Genomic DNA, 16263 nt, shown 5'->3' on the forward strand with positions numbered 1-16263 from the left:
TTTCCCTTTAAAGGGAAAATGCCGACAGGCAAAAGGGTGAAATAAAAATATTATCCTCAAAAAACACCCTTCTGGCTGTCGCCATCTCCCCTAAAAGGGGAGAATCCTCAAGTTAAGCTTTTGCATATTCTTATTTCTATTTAAAAATATAGAATAGAAAGGAAATACGCTTTTTATGACTAGAGGACAATGTATGTACTAAAGTGCTTTTCCGTTATAAGTTACTTTACCAAGAACTGCTTTGGCTTTAGCTACTGCAGCTTCTGGAAGTGGAGCATAGTGTACCTTTGTAGTTTCTTTTTGAGCTTCAGGACTAACAACCCATTCAATTAGCTTGATGGTTTGAGCAGCTTGATCGGCACTTCTGTCGTTGTAGTTTTGTTCTTTGTAAAGAATTAACCATGTAAAGCTGGAGATAGGATATCCATCAGCAGCATCGGTATTGGTTAAGCTTACACGAGTATCAGCTGGCATTTCACCTTTTGCAGATGCACTTACCGACTCAACTGAAGGAAGAATAAAGTTACCTGCTTTGTTCTGGATACTTGCTACAGGAATACCCATTGCAAAAGCATATTCAGACCCGATGTAACCAATGGCACCTTCAGTTTGGCTAATTGTACCAGCAACACCAGGGTTACCTTTAGCGCCAATACCAACAGGCCATTTTAAAGCTTTACCGGCACCAATTTGCTCTTTCCAATCCGCACTTACTTTGCTCATATAATCGCTGAAGATAAAAGTGGTACCTGATCCGTCAGAACGATAAACAACAGTGATTTCCATATCAGGAAGTTTTACACCTGGGTTTACTGCTGCAATTTTAGCATCGTTCCATTTATTGATTTTACCCATGAAAACACCTTCCATCAATTCAGGAGTGAATTTTAATTCTGGTTTTCCCGGTAGGTTGTAAGCAGCAACTACAGCACCCAAACATGTAGGAACGTGAAGTACTTCTGCTGGCATGTCGGCTAGCTTCTTGTCATTCAGGAATGCATCACTTGCTCCAAAGTCAACAATTTTATCTTTCAAGCTTCGGATACCTCCACCTGAACCAATTCCACCATAGGTTACCAATAAACCTTTTTCTTTGGTGTAGCTCTTGAAAATTTTGTTGTAAAATGGCTGTGGGAAGGTAGCTCCGGCACCTGTTATTGTTTTAGCCTTTTTGTTGCTTGCAGTTTTATCTTTGCCTGCATTCCCGCAACTTGCCATTAAAGCAACTGCAATAACAGCAGTAAAAAGCAATTGAAATTTTTTCATCTTGGTTTAAATTTTAGTTTAAAAAACGATTGTTCTTAGATTTTTTAATATTTTAAAATCTTGTTTGATACATTTACATAGTGTAAAAAGAATTAACTTGTATCTTTTCACACTACAATGTTAGAACACTAATGTTACAGGAATATTACAGCAATGTTAATAAATCGTTACTAGTTGTAAGTGTCGCAAAATCAATAGTAAAGAGAGTTTTTGTAGTTGTGTGGAATCATTTTAAATAGATTTTTTATTAAAATTATCTCTCTTTGTTACAGTTAAAATAATGTAGAAAGTATGAAAAAAGATTTGCAAGAAGTCGCTGATATTATTTCAAACTCAAAAGGTATGATTGCTTTTACAGGAGCAGGAATATCTGTTGAAAGTGGAATACCTCCTTTCAGAGGACCAGATGGATTGTGGAGTAAATATGATCCCAAATGTCTGGATCTGGATTATTTTCATTTGAATCCTGTTGAATCGTGGAAGGCCATAAAGTCGATCTTTTATGATTTTTTTGGAGAAGCAAGCTACAATGGCGCTCACAAAGTATTAGCACAACTTGAGGAGAAAGGATTACTTAAAGCTGTGGTAACCCAAAATATCGACAATTTACATCAAGAGGCAGGTTCAAAAACGGTTTATGAATTTCATGGCAATTCTCAGAAGTTGGTTTGTTTGCAATGTGGCAAAAGCTATGTTCCATCTGAGGTAAATTTGAATAAATTGCCTCCCAAATGTGAGCATGACAAGAAAATTCTGAAACCCGACTTTGTCTTTTTTGGAGAAGGGATTCCTGAAGCAGCCTATCGAAAATCATTGCAGGCAGCCAGAGATGCTGATGTAGTATTGGTAATAGGAACTACTGGTGAAGTAATGCCTGCTGCCATGATTCCTACCGAGGCCAAACGAAATGGAGCGGTGGTAATCGAAATCAATACCGAAGAATCGAACTATACAGATGGAGTTACGGATTACTTTTTGCAAGGAAAGGCGAGTGAGATCTTGGAAAAGATTTATGGAATGGTGAAATGAGATTGTAAGAGTAAAAGAATAACCCAACAACAGTCTGCGAGAACAAAATCCTGACAAAAAAATGGCAACAACACGCTGCGAGAGCCCAATCGGCCTCAAAATTTGCTTCTCGCGACCTGCGAGAGCAAAATCATGACATAAAAACGACAACAACAGCCTGCGAGAAGTAAAATGGCCTCATTTTTTTGTTCTCGCAGGCTGTTGTTCTATTTTTTGGCTCCCAAATATGTTCTCGCAAGCTGTTGTTCTATATTTTGGCATCTAAAATTGAGAATCACAAGAATAATAAAGAAATTTTTCTTCAAGAGATAGACTTTAAAATTGTGATTTACCAAGAAGCAAGTAAGTTTAAAAACGAGCTTGTATTTATTTGATATATTGGTTTGTGAACTAAGATTTGTGATTTTGACGGGTTTGTATTTGTTGCAGAACGGACTTTCTTATGTCATTTAAGAAGGCATTATAGGCGAAAATATTTTATATTTGTTAGCGATTTTGGTGTTTGGGCTCATTTGCGAGTAGGAACGCCATCCTTAATCAAGAATATATTTTTAATAAAAATAGAATTTCACATGAAGTTATTAGAAGGAAAAACAGCGATTGTTACCGGTGCTTCTCGCGGTATTGGTAAAGCGGTTGCAATTGAATTTGCAAAACAAGGTTGTAATGTTGCTTTTACTGACTTGTTCTACAATGAGCAAGCTATCGAAACTGAAAAAGAAATTGCTTCTTACGGTGTAAAAGCAAAAGGATATGCTTCTGACGCAAGTAACTTTGCTGATACTGATAAGGTAGTTGCTGAAATCGTAAAAGAATTTGGTGCTATTGACATCTTGGTAAACAATGCTGGTATTACTAAAGATACTTTATTAATGCGTATGACTGAAGAGCAGTGGGATGCAGTAATCAACGTGAACTTGAAATCTGTTTTCAACTTTACCAAAGCAGCTCAAAGAACAATGTTGAAGCAGCGTAGCGGTTCTATCATCAACATGAGTTCTGTAGTTGGTGTTAGCGGTAACGCTGGTCAGTCAAACTACTCAGCTTCTAAAGCTGGTATCATCGGATTCACAAAGTCTGTAGCTAAAGAGTTAGGTTCCAGAGGTATCCGTTCTAATGCAATTGCTCCAGGTTTCATCATTACTGAAATGACTGGTAAATTACCAGAAGATGTAGTAAAAGAGTGGGCAGGAAAAATTCCATTGAAACGTGGTGGTACACCAGAAGAAATTGCTCAAACATGTGTTTACTTGGGATCAGATTTGTCTTCATACGTAACAGGTCAAACACTTCACGTTTGTGGTGGTATGAACATGTAAGAAATATCACATATAAAGATATGAGCCATCTCGTTTGAGGTGGCTTTTTTTGTTAATAGACGCAGATTTTTAGGATTTTAGATGATTGTTTATGATATGGTTCGTTGGATGATTGAACTTCGCTGAAAGTTAGGGTATCCCAATCATAAACAATCATGATCATCTGCGTCTAATTACATGTTTTTCCTTATTTACCCAATAAGTCACATTCCTCTTAATACATACTTCTTACAATTCACTACATCGAAACTACAGTTGATGTCAATTTGTTTTTTTCTTGTACTCTTTATTCGGAATATTGTATCGTAGGATAAAAAATTAAGACATGAGAACAAAATATAAAAACATGAAAAAACTTTTACACTTAACCTTCGCTTTGATAGCAGTATTTATGCTATCTACATTGCCAGCCAATGCAGGAAATGGAGATTGGGATATTGTGATAACCAAGAATAACAATTGGAGAGTTGAAAATATTAAAATCTCTACCAATGGCGATATTGAGTTTAATGAAGACTATACCGATGTAAAAGCCATGTCGGATGATGCTTACATTAAAATAAGCATGGTGAGTTTCGGTATGAAACGCAAGCTGTACATCAGATCGGACGAAGGAAGAATTAACTATCGATACTATGAGGGGAGCAGAGAAGTTGATTTTGAACCTAAAGGTCGTGCCTGGATGAAGAAGATGCTTCCGGATATTGTTAGAAATTCGGGCCTTGATCTTGAAAATAGAGTAAATAAAATCTACAAAAAATCTGGCGTTACAGGCTTTTTGAATGAATTGCAGGAAACGGATAGTGATTATTATCGTTCGCGCATGGTAAAATATTTATTAAAGAACAATAAACTAGATAAGAGCGAACTTCAAAATTTACTAAGAGAGTTTCCATATCGAATTAGTTCGGATTATGAATTGTCGCAGATTTATAAGAAGTACAATCCGGTATTTATTCAGGATCCTGAAATTTCAGCAGAATTTTTTAATAGTCTAGATGAGATCTCATCAAATTATGAGCTTTCACAAGTTTTAAAATCGGTTTATAAATTGAATGAACTTAACGAAGAAAACTTTACCCATTTTATTGAGGCAATGGGGGATATTAGTTCATCTTACGAGAAATCAAACCTAATGAAGATGGCTCTTGCTGATGATAAACTGACAGAAGCTCAATTGAATAAAGTATTGAGTGAAGTTGAAGAACTTTCGTCGAGCTATGAGAAATCACAGATTATCAAATCGATTATTAAGGATGAAGGATTGTCATCTGGTAATGTGAATAAAATTATTGAATTGACCGAATCTGTATCTTCAGATTATGAGATGGGTCAAATTATCAATTCTATGATTCGAGAAGAGATGATCAGTAATTCGAATTTAAATGAATTTACAGAATTATTGGGAAATATATCATCTGATTATACTTATAAGGGAATTCTAGATCAATTGATTGAATATGAGCAATTGGGAGAGGATCGATTTGACTTTTTATTGAAAGCTTCTGATGATATTTCATCAAGCTATGAATTAAGCAAGTTTTATAAAACCCTTTTGGTGAAAGGGAATTTGACTAAAAAGCAGCAATTAACTCTTATTTCCAAATCAGAAAACATATCTTCTAATTACGAATTGGCAAGTTTTCTTTTAACAGCAACCCATCAAATGGATTTGGAAGATAAAGAAATTAAAGATGCGTTGATTAAGGCAACACAGGAGATAAGCTCAGAGTACGAGTATGGCAAAGTAATGAAAGCCATTTATTCAAAATGAAACGTCCATGAGTAAATAATTATTAACTCACACACGAGGATGATTATTTAGGAATGGTAAGTTCCATCTGACCTTGACAAGAAAATTATAAACAGATGAAATTAACGAAAATGTAAGAAGATCGATTTATCGGGTAAAAAACTCGATAGATCGAATTCTTAATGAAAGATTGTAATTCGACAAAATCATTGCCGTATCTTTAAATCGAGCACAGGTTTAAATGTAAAATCAGAGAAAAACCATAACCGTGAATAAAAATCTCCGCTTTATTATCATCAGTCCTATTCTTGGAATGCTTTGTTACATTCTGGCATTTTATAGCTATGTAGGCGAATTGCCTGGTTTTGAATACCAGTTGACCGGATATTTGCCTAGCGCTGTATTTGGTTTATGGGCAGGTTTATCTACCTTATTTGTGGGTAAATATCTTAACAAGTTGGTGAGTTGGAAACAGAGACATGCCATACGTTTTTTAATACAAAGCTCAGTTTTGTACCTTATTGGTTTGATTCTAATTGCCATTTATTCTGAAATGTTTTTGATCTCGTTAAGAGGTAATTTAAGTTATTCTCAATTTTGGTTGATTTACAATGATGAAATATTTAAGACGCTTTTGATTTTGTTTTTGGTAGTTCTTGTGTATTGCATTATTGATTTCATGATTTACTCATTCAACCAGATGCGAGAAGAGGAAATTAAGTCGGTGGAGCTAATGAACAATCAGCTTAATCTACAATTCGAAGCATTAAAATCTCAATTGAATCCACATTTCTTATTTAATTCTTTAAATACCATATCATCTCTGCTTTATAAGGATAAGAAAGTGGCGGAGAAGTTTATTCGAATGTTTGCTGAAAGTTATCGTTTTATATTTAAGCAAAACAATAGCCCATTAATACCCCTTCAAAAGGAATTGGATTTTGTACAATCATACAATTATTTGTTGCAAGTAAGGTTTCAGGAGGCTTATGAATTAAAGATTAATATACCTGAAAATGCTAAGGAATCATATGTGCCACCACTTTCGATTCAAATGTTGGTTGAAAATGCCATTAAGCACAACTTAATTTCGCAAACATCACCTTTGTTGGTAGATATTGAAATCGACAATAATTATTTGTGCGTAAAGAACAATATTAATCCATTAAGAGAGCAACCAGAATCATTTCAAATTGGAATAGAGAATATTAAAAAGAGATATTCATACTTTACCAATGACAGCATTTTGCTGGATAAGAATGAGCACTTTAAGGTAAGACTGCCTTTAATACTTCAATCGTGAAACAATACTTTGCCTTATGAAAACCAGTTATTTAAATAATAATATATACCGTTTGATTACACCTCCGTGTGTTGCGATATTGGTATATCTTTTAATGCTGTTAATTTTTGATCGCTTAACCGAGATCAGCAATAATTTTAGCCCCGAAGAATTAATATTCCTAATTGCAGTAACTGCAATTTTATTCGAATCTTACAGATTCTGGTTATTGAAAACTGATAAGATTCCAATTCTAAACAGAAATAAGTTGTTAAAATTTTCTGTGATTTATACAGGAAGCTTTTTAATTACTGCAGGTTTGGTGTATGTCTTATTTGCTGTTTATTATAGGTTTGTAATTGGGATTAGTGAATTTTCTTCAGAACTCGTTTCATTCCTAATTATCTTTATTCTGGTTGGCATTCTGTTTCACCTTTTTTATTTGAGTATTCGATTCCTGGACAGACAAAATTCACTTTTGCTTGAGAAAGAGGAACTGAATAGAAAGAATATCGAATTTGAATTAGAAGTGTTTAAAAATAAACTGAACCCTGATTTCTTGTATGAATCTTTAGAAAGTGTAATCAGTTTGATAAGAAGAGACCAAGTTGAAGGAGCAGAGGAGTATATCGATCATTTGGCACTATTCTATAGAAGAATACTGGGCAACAGATATTCCGAGATCATAACACTTGAAGAAGAGAAATTAAAAATAGATGAATATTTAAGACTTAGAAATTACAATTACTCAGATAATTTAATTGTAAATTGGGCTCTGGATGACATAAAGAATGTACATGTTGTTCCAAACATGATTTTACAAACCATTCAATTGATTGAATATAGTCAACAAGTTGATTTGAATACGAAGTTAGAAATTTCAATTAAGGACTCTGACGATACTATTCTCTTTCGATTTTTGTCATCGGAGCGATTAACACCATTGCCAAAATTTAAGAATTTGAAGGAGGCGATACAAAAGACTTTAGCTTTTTATACAGATGCTCAGTTTTTATGGGAAAGAGTTGATAATTATATTCAGATATCTATACCTAAAATTAACATTGAAGACTAACAGACACTAAATACACTACGCCTAAAAATGAATGTTATTATAATTGAAGATGAAGGGTTAGCTGCGGATAAACTGGAGCGACTATTGCATAAATATGATCCGAAAATTAAGATAATTGATAGATTTGAATCCATTACAGAATCTTCAATTTGGCTTGGAAACCCTGAAAATACAGCGGACCTAATATTTTTGGATATCCACTTGGTGGATGGTTTAAGCTTTGAAATTTTCAATAGAGTTCAGGTTAAAACTCCTATAATTTTTACCACAGCTTATAATGAGTATGCACTAAATGCCTTTAAATTAAACAGTGTGGATTACCTTTTGAAGCCAGTTACTTTTGATAGTCTTTATGATGCGCTTAAGAAGTATGAAAGCATGAAAGAATCTTTTGGTAAACAATCTATAAAAAGCATTGAGGAACTAAGTGCTGCATTGGCAAATATTCAAAAAGATTACAAGACTAGGTTCATGGTAAAGGTCGGAGAGAAGTTGAAATCTTTCAGAGCCGAAAGTATAGAACTTTTTTACTCAGAAGGAAGAGATGTTTTCATTTTATTGAATGAAGGAAAAAGGTACATTATCGATTATAAAATGGAAGAACTACAAGATCTTTTGGATCCGAAGCAATTTTATCGCATCAGTCGCTCTTTTATTGTAAATATTAATGCAATAAATGATGTATTGGTGCATTCAAATTCTCGCTTAAAAGTGGTTTTAAACGCAGAGTGCGATAAAGAGCTAATCGTTAGTAGAGAAAAGGTAGGTAGTTTTAAAAATTGGTTTAGCGGTAGTTGATTAAAGTTGTTTGATAATTAGTTGCTTTTTTTTGTGAATGATTATTCCCAACATCCACCCCCAAATTAAATAACACAATAGATAATACCCGCTTCCAGAAAATTTTACTCCAGTAAAAAAGCCAAGTAATAAGAGCAGTAGACCAATGATGCCACCAACTATTATGCCTTTGGTGGCATTAAAGTTGGTGATTCGAAATCCTATAAGCAGTGCTGCAGCCATTGAAAAGATGAATAAACAGGTCCAATCTATCATGAGTATTTTATTACGGAAACTAGTCCATGGTATTGCAAGTTCCTCGGCGAGGTAACTGGTAAATACAAATCCATATAGAAGACTCGTTAGAGTAATACTTGCTAGAGCTCCTCCAATTATTATGCGTATTGTTTTCTTTTTCATTATTTAAAAGATTCAAATCGATAGGCCTTTGCCTTTCCATTTACGATTATTCCTAAAACACGCTCTTTGGGATGTAATCTATCATCGGCAAAGTTGATTGGGAAATTAATGGTAGAGTTAGTTGGATAACTTCCATAAGGATTAATATCGTAGCTTCGGTTATGGCCTGTATTTGTAGAAAGAATTCTCCCGGCTGAGGATATTAGTGACCATGTCTCTAAAGAAGTTTCCAATACAAACAGATTGTCAGTTTTTGATTCGATAAGATCACCTTGTACACATGTTTGAAGCATTTGACTCCAATTGGAAGAAGTTTGTCTATCGTAAGGTACTACATTGCTATTGTACAAAAAACCTGATACACCATAGGTAGTAATTGAGCCATTGATAAGTCTGTTCCAAACAGTGGCAGTTCCGGTAAGGGGACAAAATACTACAGAGAAATAATTGTCACCAATTTCATCATTTACAATCTCATGCCAATTCAATATGGCATGGGGATAAGCTCTATAGGTATTATCCATACAAACACCAATTATCAATCCTTTTTCTCCAATTACATTAAGGAAAGTATCATCTTTGGGTTCATTAAATTCAGGAGAATCAATAGCAGGAATTGCATCACGTAAGGCTCCTACGTACACTTTTTCTCTGGGAATTAACCAACCGTCACTACCAGTAACTGATTCTCCTTCATTTTGAACAGGAAGATTGCTTTCGAAAATCTCCAGGCCAGGAAAGAAAGTTCCCCAAGAGAACCAATATCCAATGTATGCATTCATAGGTGTAAGTTGCTTCCCTTGATTTGGCCCACTTAAGGCGGTGCCAAATATATTGTATCTACTACCTTCATCATCTTGCATAATTGTTGGTAATTCACCATCTATAACTTCAAAATTCATTTCATTGCCGTCAAGTTCAGTTTTATAGGCGACCATAAAATTCCAACCTTCAGATCCGATTACAACAAAGTTTTCCTCCTCAAAACTATCGTTTATCAGGTTGATAGCATAAGATGTTGGATTAGTAGGAGGATTGTTATCATTATTTGGAGGATTATCTGCGCCTATGTCATCGCTTGAATTACTGCATGATATTATTGTCAATATAAGAATCAGGCTTAAATTTTTAAAAAGAGCTTTCATGATATGTATTTGTTTAGAATTGCTATTTTACATTTATTACATAGTTAATGCCGATGTTTGCACGGTAGCTTGTAACCAGTTGAGTGCCTTCAACATTATTACGAATAGGGATTTCAAACTTAGAGTGCAATTTTACCTTAGGAGAGACTTGTATTTCAAGGTTTGGCACCAAATACATCCAAGTGCCTCCGGTATTAGGAAAGTCACTTCCGTTATTTTCATCTTTTTGAGTGTGCCGTAGTTTGTATTGAATTCCACCATTTAGAATGGTATTTCCAATTAAAAAACTATCCGAAAGTCCAACGTTTAGAACCATTTCGTTTCCAAACCTATATTTCTGACCACCATCGTATCTTCCAACTTCGAAGCTGTAACGATAGCTCAATAGGGAATATAAGCTTAGGGTGGGACGAAGCAATCCATAATATGAGTATGAAATAGCCCCTATACCGTCCCATGAACCCGTCCCAACTTGCAAATCAGGGGGAAGTAGTATGTCAAATTCATTATCGCGTTTGTATACTGTCCCTGTTGGAAATTTTGGTCCGGCTGCTATTAAAACTTGATGCTTCTTACTTTGATGGAGTGTATACTGGCCAAGAAGTACGATATCACCAATACCACTTGCCGACTGTGTTGTATTGCCAAAATTTGAAAACACAGTTTGTTCTTGCCATACATATGGAAGTATGCTGGTAACTGTCCATTTATTTGTAATTGGATAGCTCAATCTAAGTAAAGTACTTCTTGTTATTCTTTCTCTATTTGCATCATCCAATTTGGAACTGCCGGCATAAAGTTTATCCATTTTGTTGTAGTCGTATGAAAAATCAACTATTAATGTATTTTCTGAATAGGATTTTATACCTAAACTACTTGATAATGGAGCGCCACCTGTACAACAAGCTTGAGAAAAAGATTTGTTTTGTACGATTATCAGACTGATAAGAAGTAATGACAAAGTTGTTATTGTGTTTACATTCATGGTGATATTTATTTATCAATCCTAAATTACGATAAGGCTAATGATTAAAATGTCAGCAGAATGACATTATAGCATTTTACAAGTACTATACAATGCTAAATGGTATTTGTAATATTCATTAATTAGATTAATTTTAAATAAGAATTTAATATTAATAAATAATATTAGTTGTTATGAGAAAATTAATTAGAACTGCAGGTTTAGGACTTGTATTTGTATTGTTTTTAATTGTTGGAAATCAGAAAAATACTTTTGCACATTGCGAGGTGCCATGTGGTATTTATGCCGATTCAGTTCGTGTTGTATTGATGAGTGAGCATATAACTACCATCGAGAAGAGTATGAAGAAAATTGTAGCATTATCAGCTGAAGAGAACGTGAATTACAATCAATTGGTTCGCTGGGTAAATAACAAAGAAGAGCATGCTAAGAAATTACAGGAGATTGCTACTCAATACTTCATGTTTCAGCGTGTAAAGCTTACTGATGATGCTGAAAAAATGAAAAAGAATCAGAAATTATTGGCGAAACTTCATGAAATTTGTGTTTATGCGATGAAAGCGAAACAGACTACCGATTTAAATGTGATTAAGAAATTGAACAATTCGGTTCATGACTTTTCACACTTGTATTTCGGTCCAGGAAAACATCACCACCATCATCATTAAGAATCAAAAATATTGCAGCCCTTTCATAAGGAATGAGAGGGCTGAATTCAATTACAAAATCAAAAAGCAATTTATAAAATGAATAACTCAATTTGGTGTTTCGAGAATGTAAATCTATTTCAAATTCTATGTCCACATAAATTAAAGCAATATCAAAAAGATCATTTTGAGGGATTTAAAAAAGGAGATGTTATTTACTTCCCTGATGATTCTTCCAAATCCATTTTTATGGTGAGTAAAGGGAAAGTTAAAATTGTTTCCTATAGTGATGAAGGTGAAGAAATTGTGAAAGCGATTTTAGGTAAAGGAGAGATTTTTGGAGAGAAAGCTTTATTGGGAGAAGAGAAAAGAGATGACTATGCATTGGCTTGTACTGAACCTACCGAGCTTTGCCCAATGAGACTTCCCGATATGTATGAATTGATGCGTCAGAATGAAAAGTTTGGTTTGTCGATTTATAAGTTAATAGGGTATAGAATTAAGAAGATGGAACGCAGGTTCGAAGCCCTTTTGCATAAAGATGTAAAGACTCGTTTGTGTGAATTCCTTAAAGAAATGGCAAATGAGAATGGAATTGAGAGTGGTTCAGAGGTAATTGTGAATCATTTTCTGACACAAAAAGACTTTGCAGATTTAATTGGAACAAAAAGAGAAACAGTAACCAGATTGTTTAATGAATTGAAACAGGATGGGATAATAGATTATACCAGAAAAGAAATTCGTATACGAGGTGTAGAAAATCTATAAAAAACCAACTTTCTGTCCTTTATGTGATGCAGCTTACATTTTTTGGATTGCGAAGGAAGTACTTTTGAATTAAAGTATTAATCCAAAAATTGTTCGATATGAGAAATTTACTATTATTTGCAGCTGCAAGTCTATTTCTATTTTCAGCTTGCGACGACGACGATAATGATGTGATGGTTCAGGATAAACTAAATCTTAATATTACAGGATTAGAAGATTTAGGAGATGACTATGCCTACGAAGGATGGCTTATTGTTAACGGGAAAGCAATTTCGGCTGGTATCTTTAATGTGAATGAATCAGGAGCCCTATCACAAACATCATTTCCCATTAATTCGGCTGATTTAAGTAATGCAGCAGCCTATGTATTAACGATTGAACCAAGTCCAGATAATGATCCGGCACCATCGAATATTCATATTCTTGCGGGTGATTTTTCAGGTTCAAAAGCGACATTATCGGTTGGACATTCCTCAGCACTAGGTTCAGATTTTTCAAGCTCGACAGGAAGTTACATTTTAGCAACTCCTACCGATGGAGCTGATAGTAATGAGAAGAGTGGAGTTTGGTGGCTTGATCCTTCGGGCGGACCAGGAGCAGGTTTATCTTTACCAACTTTGCCATCGGGTTGGAAATACGAAGGTTGGGCAGTAATTGATGGTGTTCCTGTTACCACAGGTAAATTTACTTCCGTTTCTGGTGCTGATGATAGTGCTCCATTTAGCGGAAATCAAGCGGGACCTCCATTCCCAGGCGAAGATTTTCTTATGAATGCGCCAACAGGAGTGATATTTCCAACAGATTTGGCAGGCAAAACAGTTGTTATTTCAGTAGAGCCAGAGCCAGATAACAGTGCAGCTCCATTTTTACTAAAGCCATTAGTAGGTATGGTACCAGCAGATGCTGATGATCATACACTTTACGACATGAGCAATAACTCACAAGCAACAAATCCTACAGGAAACGTAACAAGATAAAAAAGACTGATTAAGCTGGATAATATTTCAGATTAAAGCAACTATAAAAACAATAAGCTCGATTGGGGCTTATTGTTTTTCTTTGCATTCAAGTTGTAAGTAAGCACCAAACACCTTATTCTGATTAAAACTCACCAAAGGCAAATACCCTTCAAACCATTTGCCATCTTTCCATTTCAATGGATGATTCTTTGCCATTTCTTTATGGAACTGGTCAAAAGTAGATTTTGGTTGAAAATGTACTTTGAATATTCCTTTGGTCTCAGCGTGTAAATGCTCGTCAAGTTTAAGGGCAAGAATACCCATATTGTATCTCAAATTGATTTCAAGACAGGGTTGAAGTTTCATTTCTCCATACTGATCTCTAAAGAGCATACAATCAATACCCAAATAGCCATAGTAGTTTTGCGCAACACCACAGGTAATCAAAGCTTCCTTCAAGTCTTCCGATAGCTGTTGCATCTTATCATCAGAAAGAAATTCTTTTATTTCTGTAGGCATTCCACCTATTATATTACCATCGTACTGACCATTGCTGTTGGTAGCAAAGAAACCATTACCGATATAATTCACCTCACCTTTGGCATCAATGTAAAATTGAAGAGAGAAATCATATTTTTTATCCAACAAGGGTTCAACCATAACATAGCCCTGAATACCCAAGGTTCCATTGATCCACTGTATGATGGAATCATTTAAATGAGATTGACGAAGTACCTGCAGACCTCTACCCGAAGAACTCCAGGGAGCTTTAATTACAATTTGCTTCCACTGATTAATCAACTTTTCTATCTCAGAAACAGAAGTACATATTGTTGCAATTTGTTCTTTTTCGATATAGAGAGAATTGTTGGTATGATCCAGAAAAAAGTTCAAAACTTCCAATGCCTTTTTACGACTGTACAAATCTTTGTGATTCGCTTGCCATTCAGCATTGGGGCGATTCTTAAACTCTTGCTGACAAGAATCTTTCAGGTGTTTGAAAATGTGATGAATTCTTGGACTCCATCCCCAAGGTTCCAAACTCTCTTTGGCAGATTTTACAAACTCTTTATCCTGTATTGATGATTCGAACAGTTTGAATTCTGGCAAAGAAATACCAGCTTCCTTCATAACAGTTATAAATTCCTGATCAGGCAACTGATTGATCAAAACCACATCTTTTTCATCGGCAAAATGCATGGGCAAAACATCCAAATCCTTCTCAAATCGCGAAAGCGTTTTATTGGGCATATAGCTTGCTGTACCATTGGCAATGGCAATTTCGCATGTTGGGTTGTAGATAAATATTTTAGGAAGTATTTCGCTGCTCATGTTTAGATTCTTGGTTTTGATGAGGCAAAAGTAGCGCAAATCAACATATATTTGTCATTCGAGTAGAATTTTTACAAACATTAATTTATGATATTTCCTAAGCCTCTTGTTCATGGCAAATTCCTTCGCCGATACAAAAGATTTTTAACAGATATGGAACTGGATAATGGAGAAGTTGTGATTGCACATACCTCAAATTCCGGCAGTATGAAATCTTGCCTCGAGGAAGGAGCAGAGGTATACCTCACTCATGTTAATGATCCCAAACGCAAAACCAAGTATACCTGGGAGATGATCAGGATCAATGGAGCTTGGGTGGGTATCAATACTGCGGTTCCCAATGTGTTGGTGTACGAAGCTGTGCTGAATCAGGAGATAGAAGCATTAAAGGGGTATACTATCGTAAAGCGAGAAGTAAAATTCGAGGATAGCCGTTTTGATGTATTTGCCAGCAATGAGGATGAAGAATGTTTTATAGAGGTGAAGAACGTGAGCTTAAAGGATGGAAAATATGCTCGTTTCCCTGATGCCGTAACCACTAGAGGCAAGAAACATCTGGAAACTTTAATGAGAGTAAAAGCAGAAGGCAAACGCGCTGTAATGGTGTATGTAATTCAACGCAGCAATGTAGAAATCTTCACCCCGGCCTTTGATATCGATCCTGATTATGCAGCGACACTAAAAAAAGCTTACGAGAGCGGAGTAGAGGTGTATCCGATTCGTGCTGCTGTAAGTCCTGAGAAAATTGAATTGGCAGAAATTCTTCCTTTTCAGTTATCAGTGAGCATATGAAAGTTTGCACATACTAAAGTCCCCCTTTCAGGGGGGATTTAGGGAGGTGTTTTGACATTTTTTCTACATTTGCAAAAAATAGCAAAGGAAATGAACGAAATGGCAAGAGAAGGATTGGCAAAGTACCGCCAATTAAGAGATGAGGTAAGTGAATTGAGTGAGAAACTGGCCAATCTGCATAAAGATCAGATGGCATGTAAAAAAGCTTGTTCGGAGTGTTGTATGAATTTTCAGGTTTTGCCAGTGGAGTATTTTGCAATTTTGGATGAATTGAAGCAGAATCCTCCTGCACAATGCCGGGAACTTGACGATGAGGCAGAGGAATGTAATTTCCAGATTAATGATTTGTGTCAGATTTATGCATCTCGTCCGTTTATTTGTCGAACTCATGGGCTTCCGCTATTGTTTATGAATCAGGAAGGCGATGCCTGGGAGTTATCGGCTTGTCCGCTAAACTTTACTGATTTTGATGACTTTCATGCAGAGAATACCTATCCTCAGGATACCTACAATAGCAAAATCTTCATGATTAATCAAGAGTTTATCAAGCATTACGAGGCCGAACAATTCGGAGAGTTTGATTTGATTCCTGTTAATCGATTGGTAGCGGATTTGAAGAAATAAAGGGGTTTAAAGAAAAGTTTCGCGCAAAGAGCGCTAAGATTAAACATTTGATCTATGCGCTTTTTTGTTTTTAATATTCAGGTTCAAATA

Annotated in this window: 16 protein-coding genes; 11 read left to right on the top strand and 5 right to left on the bottom strand. The window is 35.3% G+C overall.

Annotation, left to right across the window (positions count from 1 at the left end; all coding sequences use genetic code 11):
• Positions 1-198: 198 nt before the first annotated feature.
• The gene (pstS, locus tag BXY64_RS09645; protein WP_120239662.1) at positions 199-1266 is read right to left on the bottom strand and encodes a phosphate ABC transporter substrate-binding protein PstS; all 1068 of its coding nucleotides are present in this window, start codon (positions 1264-1266) and stop codon (positions 199-201) included.
• A 291-nt stretch (positions 1267-1557) separates the two neighbouring features.
• Between pstS and BXY64_RS09650 the strand changes: the two genes are divergently transcribed.
• The 6 genes from BXY64_RS09650 to BXY64_RS09675 all read left to right on the top strand — a co-directional run bounded on the left by BXY64_RS09650 (position 1558) and on the right by BXY64_RS09675 (position 8522).
• Positions 1558-2295, top strand: coding sequence for an SIR2 family NAD-dependent protein deacylase (locus tag BXY64_RS09650; protein WP_120239663.1), 738 nt, complete (start codon positions 1558-1560; stop codon positions 2293-2295).
• A gap of 572 nt (positions 2296-2867) precedes the next feature.
• The gene (fabG, locus tag BXY64_RS09655) at positions 2868-3614 is read left to right on the top strand and encodes a 3-oxoacyl-[acyl-carrier-protein] reductase (protein WP_120239664.1); all 747 of its coding nucleotides are present in this window, start codon (positions 2868-2870) and stop codon (positions 3612-3614) included.
• A gap of 346 nt (positions 3615-3960) precedes the next feature.
• On the top strand, positions 3961-5388 hold the full coding sequence (locus tag BXY64_RS09660) for a hypothetical protein (protein ID WP_147375964.1): 1428 nt from the start codon (positions 3961-3963) through the stop codon (positions 5386-5388).
• 247 nt (positions 5389-5635) lie between these two features.
• Positions 5636-6670: a sensor histidine kinase gene (locus BXY64_RS09665; RefSeq protein WP_147375965.1), complete on the top strand. Its 1035-nt coding sequence runs from the start codon at positions 5636-5638 to the stop codon at positions 6668-6670.
• Positions 6671-6686: 16 nt separating this feature from the next.
• Positions 6687-7724, top strand: coding sequence for a histidine kinase (locus BXY64_RS09670; protein WP_120239667.1), 1038 nt, complete (start codon positions 6687-6689; stop codon positions 7722-7724).
• 27 nt (positions 7725-7751) lie between these two features.
• A complete protein-coding gene (locus BXY64_RS09675; RefSeq protein ID WP_120239668.1) occupies positions 7752-8522 on the top strand; it encodes a LytR/AlgR family response regulator transcription factor in 771 nt (256 codons plus the stop codon).
• Here the strand turns inward: BXY64_RS09675 and BXY64_RS09680 are convergent, their stop codons facing one another.
• From BXY64_RS09680 to BXY64_RS09690, 3 genes are read right to left on the bottom strand one after another with little or no spacing between them, the layout of a single operon-like run.
• The gene (locus tag BXY64_RS09680; RefSeq protein ID WP_120239669.1) at positions 8523-8921 is read right to left on the bottom strand and encodes a hypothetical protein; all 399 of its coding nucleotides are present in this window, start codon (positions 8919-8921) and stop codon (positions 8523-8525) included. It abuts the gene before it with no gap.
• Entirely contained in the window at positions 8921-10066 is a 1146-nt protein-coding gene (locus BXY64_RS09685; RefSeq protein WP_120239670.1) for a DUF3179 domain-containing (seleno)protein, read from the bottom strand. Before BXY64_RS09685 ends, BXY64_RS09680 begins: the two co-directional genes overlap by 1 nt.
• 22 nt (positions 10067-10088) lie before the next feature.
• Positions 10089-11051, bottom strand: coding sequence for a transporter (locus BXY64_RS09690; protein WP_120239671.1), 963 nt, complete (start codon positions 11049-11051; stop codon positions 10089-10091).
• Between the two features lie 173 nt (positions 11052-11224).
• On the opposite strand from BXY64_RS09690, the gene BXY64_RS09695 reads away from it, so the two are divergent.
• The 3 genes from BXY64_RS09695 (at position 11225) to BXY64_RS09705 (ending at position 13443) form a co-directional block, all read left to right on the top strand.
• A complete protein-coding gene (locus tag BXY64_RS09695) occupies positions 11225-11719 on the top strand; it encodes a superoxide dismutase [Ni] (RefSeq protein WP_120239672.1) in 495 nt (164 codons plus the stop codon).
• Between the two features lie 78 nt (positions 11720-11797).
• Positions 11798-12466 (top strand): Crp/Fnr family transcriptional regulator, encoded by a 669-nt coding sequence (locus BXY64_RS09700; protein WP_120239673.1) that lies wholly within the window; start codon positions 11798-11800, stop codon positions 12464-12466.
• Positions 12467-12564: 98 nt separating this feature from the next.
• Entirely contained in the window at positions 12565-13443 is an 879-nt protein-coding gene (locus BXY64_RS09705; RefSeq protein ID WP_120239674.1) for an anti-sigma factor, read from the top strand.
• A 69-nt stretch (positions 13444-13512) separates the two neighbouring features.
• Here the strand turns inward: BXY64_RS09705 and BXY64_RS09710 are convergent, their stop codons facing one another.
• Positions 13513-14757, bottom strand: coding sequence for a hypothetical protein (locus tag BXY64_RS09710; RefSeq protein ID WP_120239675.1), 1245 nt, complete (start codon positions 14755-14757; stop codon positions 13513-13515).
• An 87-nt stretch (positions 14758-14844) separates the two neighbouring features.
• On the opposite strand from BXY64_RS09710, the gene sfsA reads away from it, so the two are divergent.
• Both sfsA and BXY64_RS09720 read left to right on the top strand, forming a co-directional pair.
• Complete coding sequence (gene sfsA, locus BXY64_RS09715; protein ID WP_120239676.1) at positions 14845-15549, top strand: DNA/RNA nuclease SfsA; 705 nt, start codon at positions 14845-14847, stop codon at positions 15547-15549.
• A 90-nt stretch (positions 15550-15639) separates the two neighbouring features.
• On the top strand, positions 15640-16173 hold the full coding sequence (locus BXY64_RS09720) for a YkgJ family cysteine cluster protein (protein WP_120239677.1): 534 nt from the start codon (positions 15640-15642) through the stop codon (positions 16171-16173).
• Positions 16174-16263: the final 90 nt, after the last annotated feature.

It is taken from the genome of Marinifilum flexuosum (genome assembly GCF_003610555.1).
In the GTDB taxonomy this organism is placed as follows: Bacteria; Bacteroidota; Bacteroidia; order Bacteroidales; family Marinifilaceae; genus Marinifilum; species Marinifilum flexuosum.

What these genes read in the sequence shown, in the direction of transcription:
- pstS (WP_120239662.1), bottom strand. Translation starts at nt 1,266, where the DNA reads ATGAAAAAATTTCAATTGCTTTTTACTGCTGTTATTGCAGTTGCTTTA.
- BXY64_RS09650 (WP_120239663.1), top strand. Translation starts at nt 1,558, where the DNA reads ATGAAAAAAGATTTGCAAGAAGTCGCTGATATTATTTCAAACTCAAAA.
- fabG (WP_120239664.1), top strand. Translation starts at nt 2,868, where the DNA reads ATGAAGTTATTAGAAGGAAAAACAGCGATTGTTACCGGTGCTTCTCGC.
- BXY64_RS09660 (WP_147375964.1), top strand. Translation starts at nt 3,961, where the DNA reads ATGAAAAAACTTTTACACTTAACCTTCGCTTTGATAGCAGTATTTATG.
- BXY64_RS09670 (WP_120239667.1), top strand. Translation starts at nt 6,687, where the DNA reads ATGAAAACCAGTTATTTAAATAATAATATATACCGTTTGATTACACCT.
- BXY64_RS09675 (WP_120239668.1), top strand. Translation starts at nt 7,752, where the DNA reads ATGAATGTTATTATAATTGAAGATGAAGGGTTAGCTGCGGATAAACTG.
- BXY64_RS09680 (WP_120239669.1), bottom strand. Translation starts at nt 8,921, where the DNA reads ATGAAAAAGAAAACAATACGCATAATAATTGGAGGAGCTCTAGCAAGT.
- BXY64_RS09685 (WP_120239670.1), bottom strand. Translation starts at nt 10,066, where the DNA reads ATGAAAGCTCTTTTTAAAAATTTAAGCCTGATTCTTATATTGACAATA.
- BXY64_RS09690 (WP_120239671.1), bottom strand. Translation starts at nt 11,051, where the DNA reads ATGAATGTAAACACAATAACAACTTTGTCATTACTTCTTATCAGTCTG.
- BXY64_RS09695 (WP_120239672.1), top strand. Translation starts at nt 11,225, where the DNA reads ATGAGAAAATTAATTAGAACTGCAGGTTTAGGACTTGTATTTGTATTG.
- BXY64_RS09700 (WP_120239673.1), top strand. Translation starts at nt 11,798, where the DNA reads ATGAATAACTCAATTTGGTGTTTCGAGAATGTAAATCTATTTCAAATT.
- BXY64_RS09705 (WP_120239674.1), top strand. Translation starts at nt 12,565, where the DNA reads ATGAGAAATTTACTATTATTTGCAGCTGCAAGTCTATTTCTATTTTCA.
- BXY64_RS09710 (WP_120239675.1), bottom strand. Translation starts at nt 14,757, where the DNA reads ATGAGCAGCGAAATACTTCCTAAAATATTTATCTACAACCCAACATGC.
- sfsA (WP_120239676.1), top strand. Translation starts at nt 14,845, where the DNA reads ATGATATTTCCTAAGCCTCTTGTTCATGGCAAATTCCTTCGCCGATAC.
- BXY64_RS09720 (WP_120239677.1), top strand. Translation starts at nt 15,640, where the DNA reads ATGAACGAAATGGCAAGAGAAGGATTGGCAAAGTACCGCCAATTAAGA.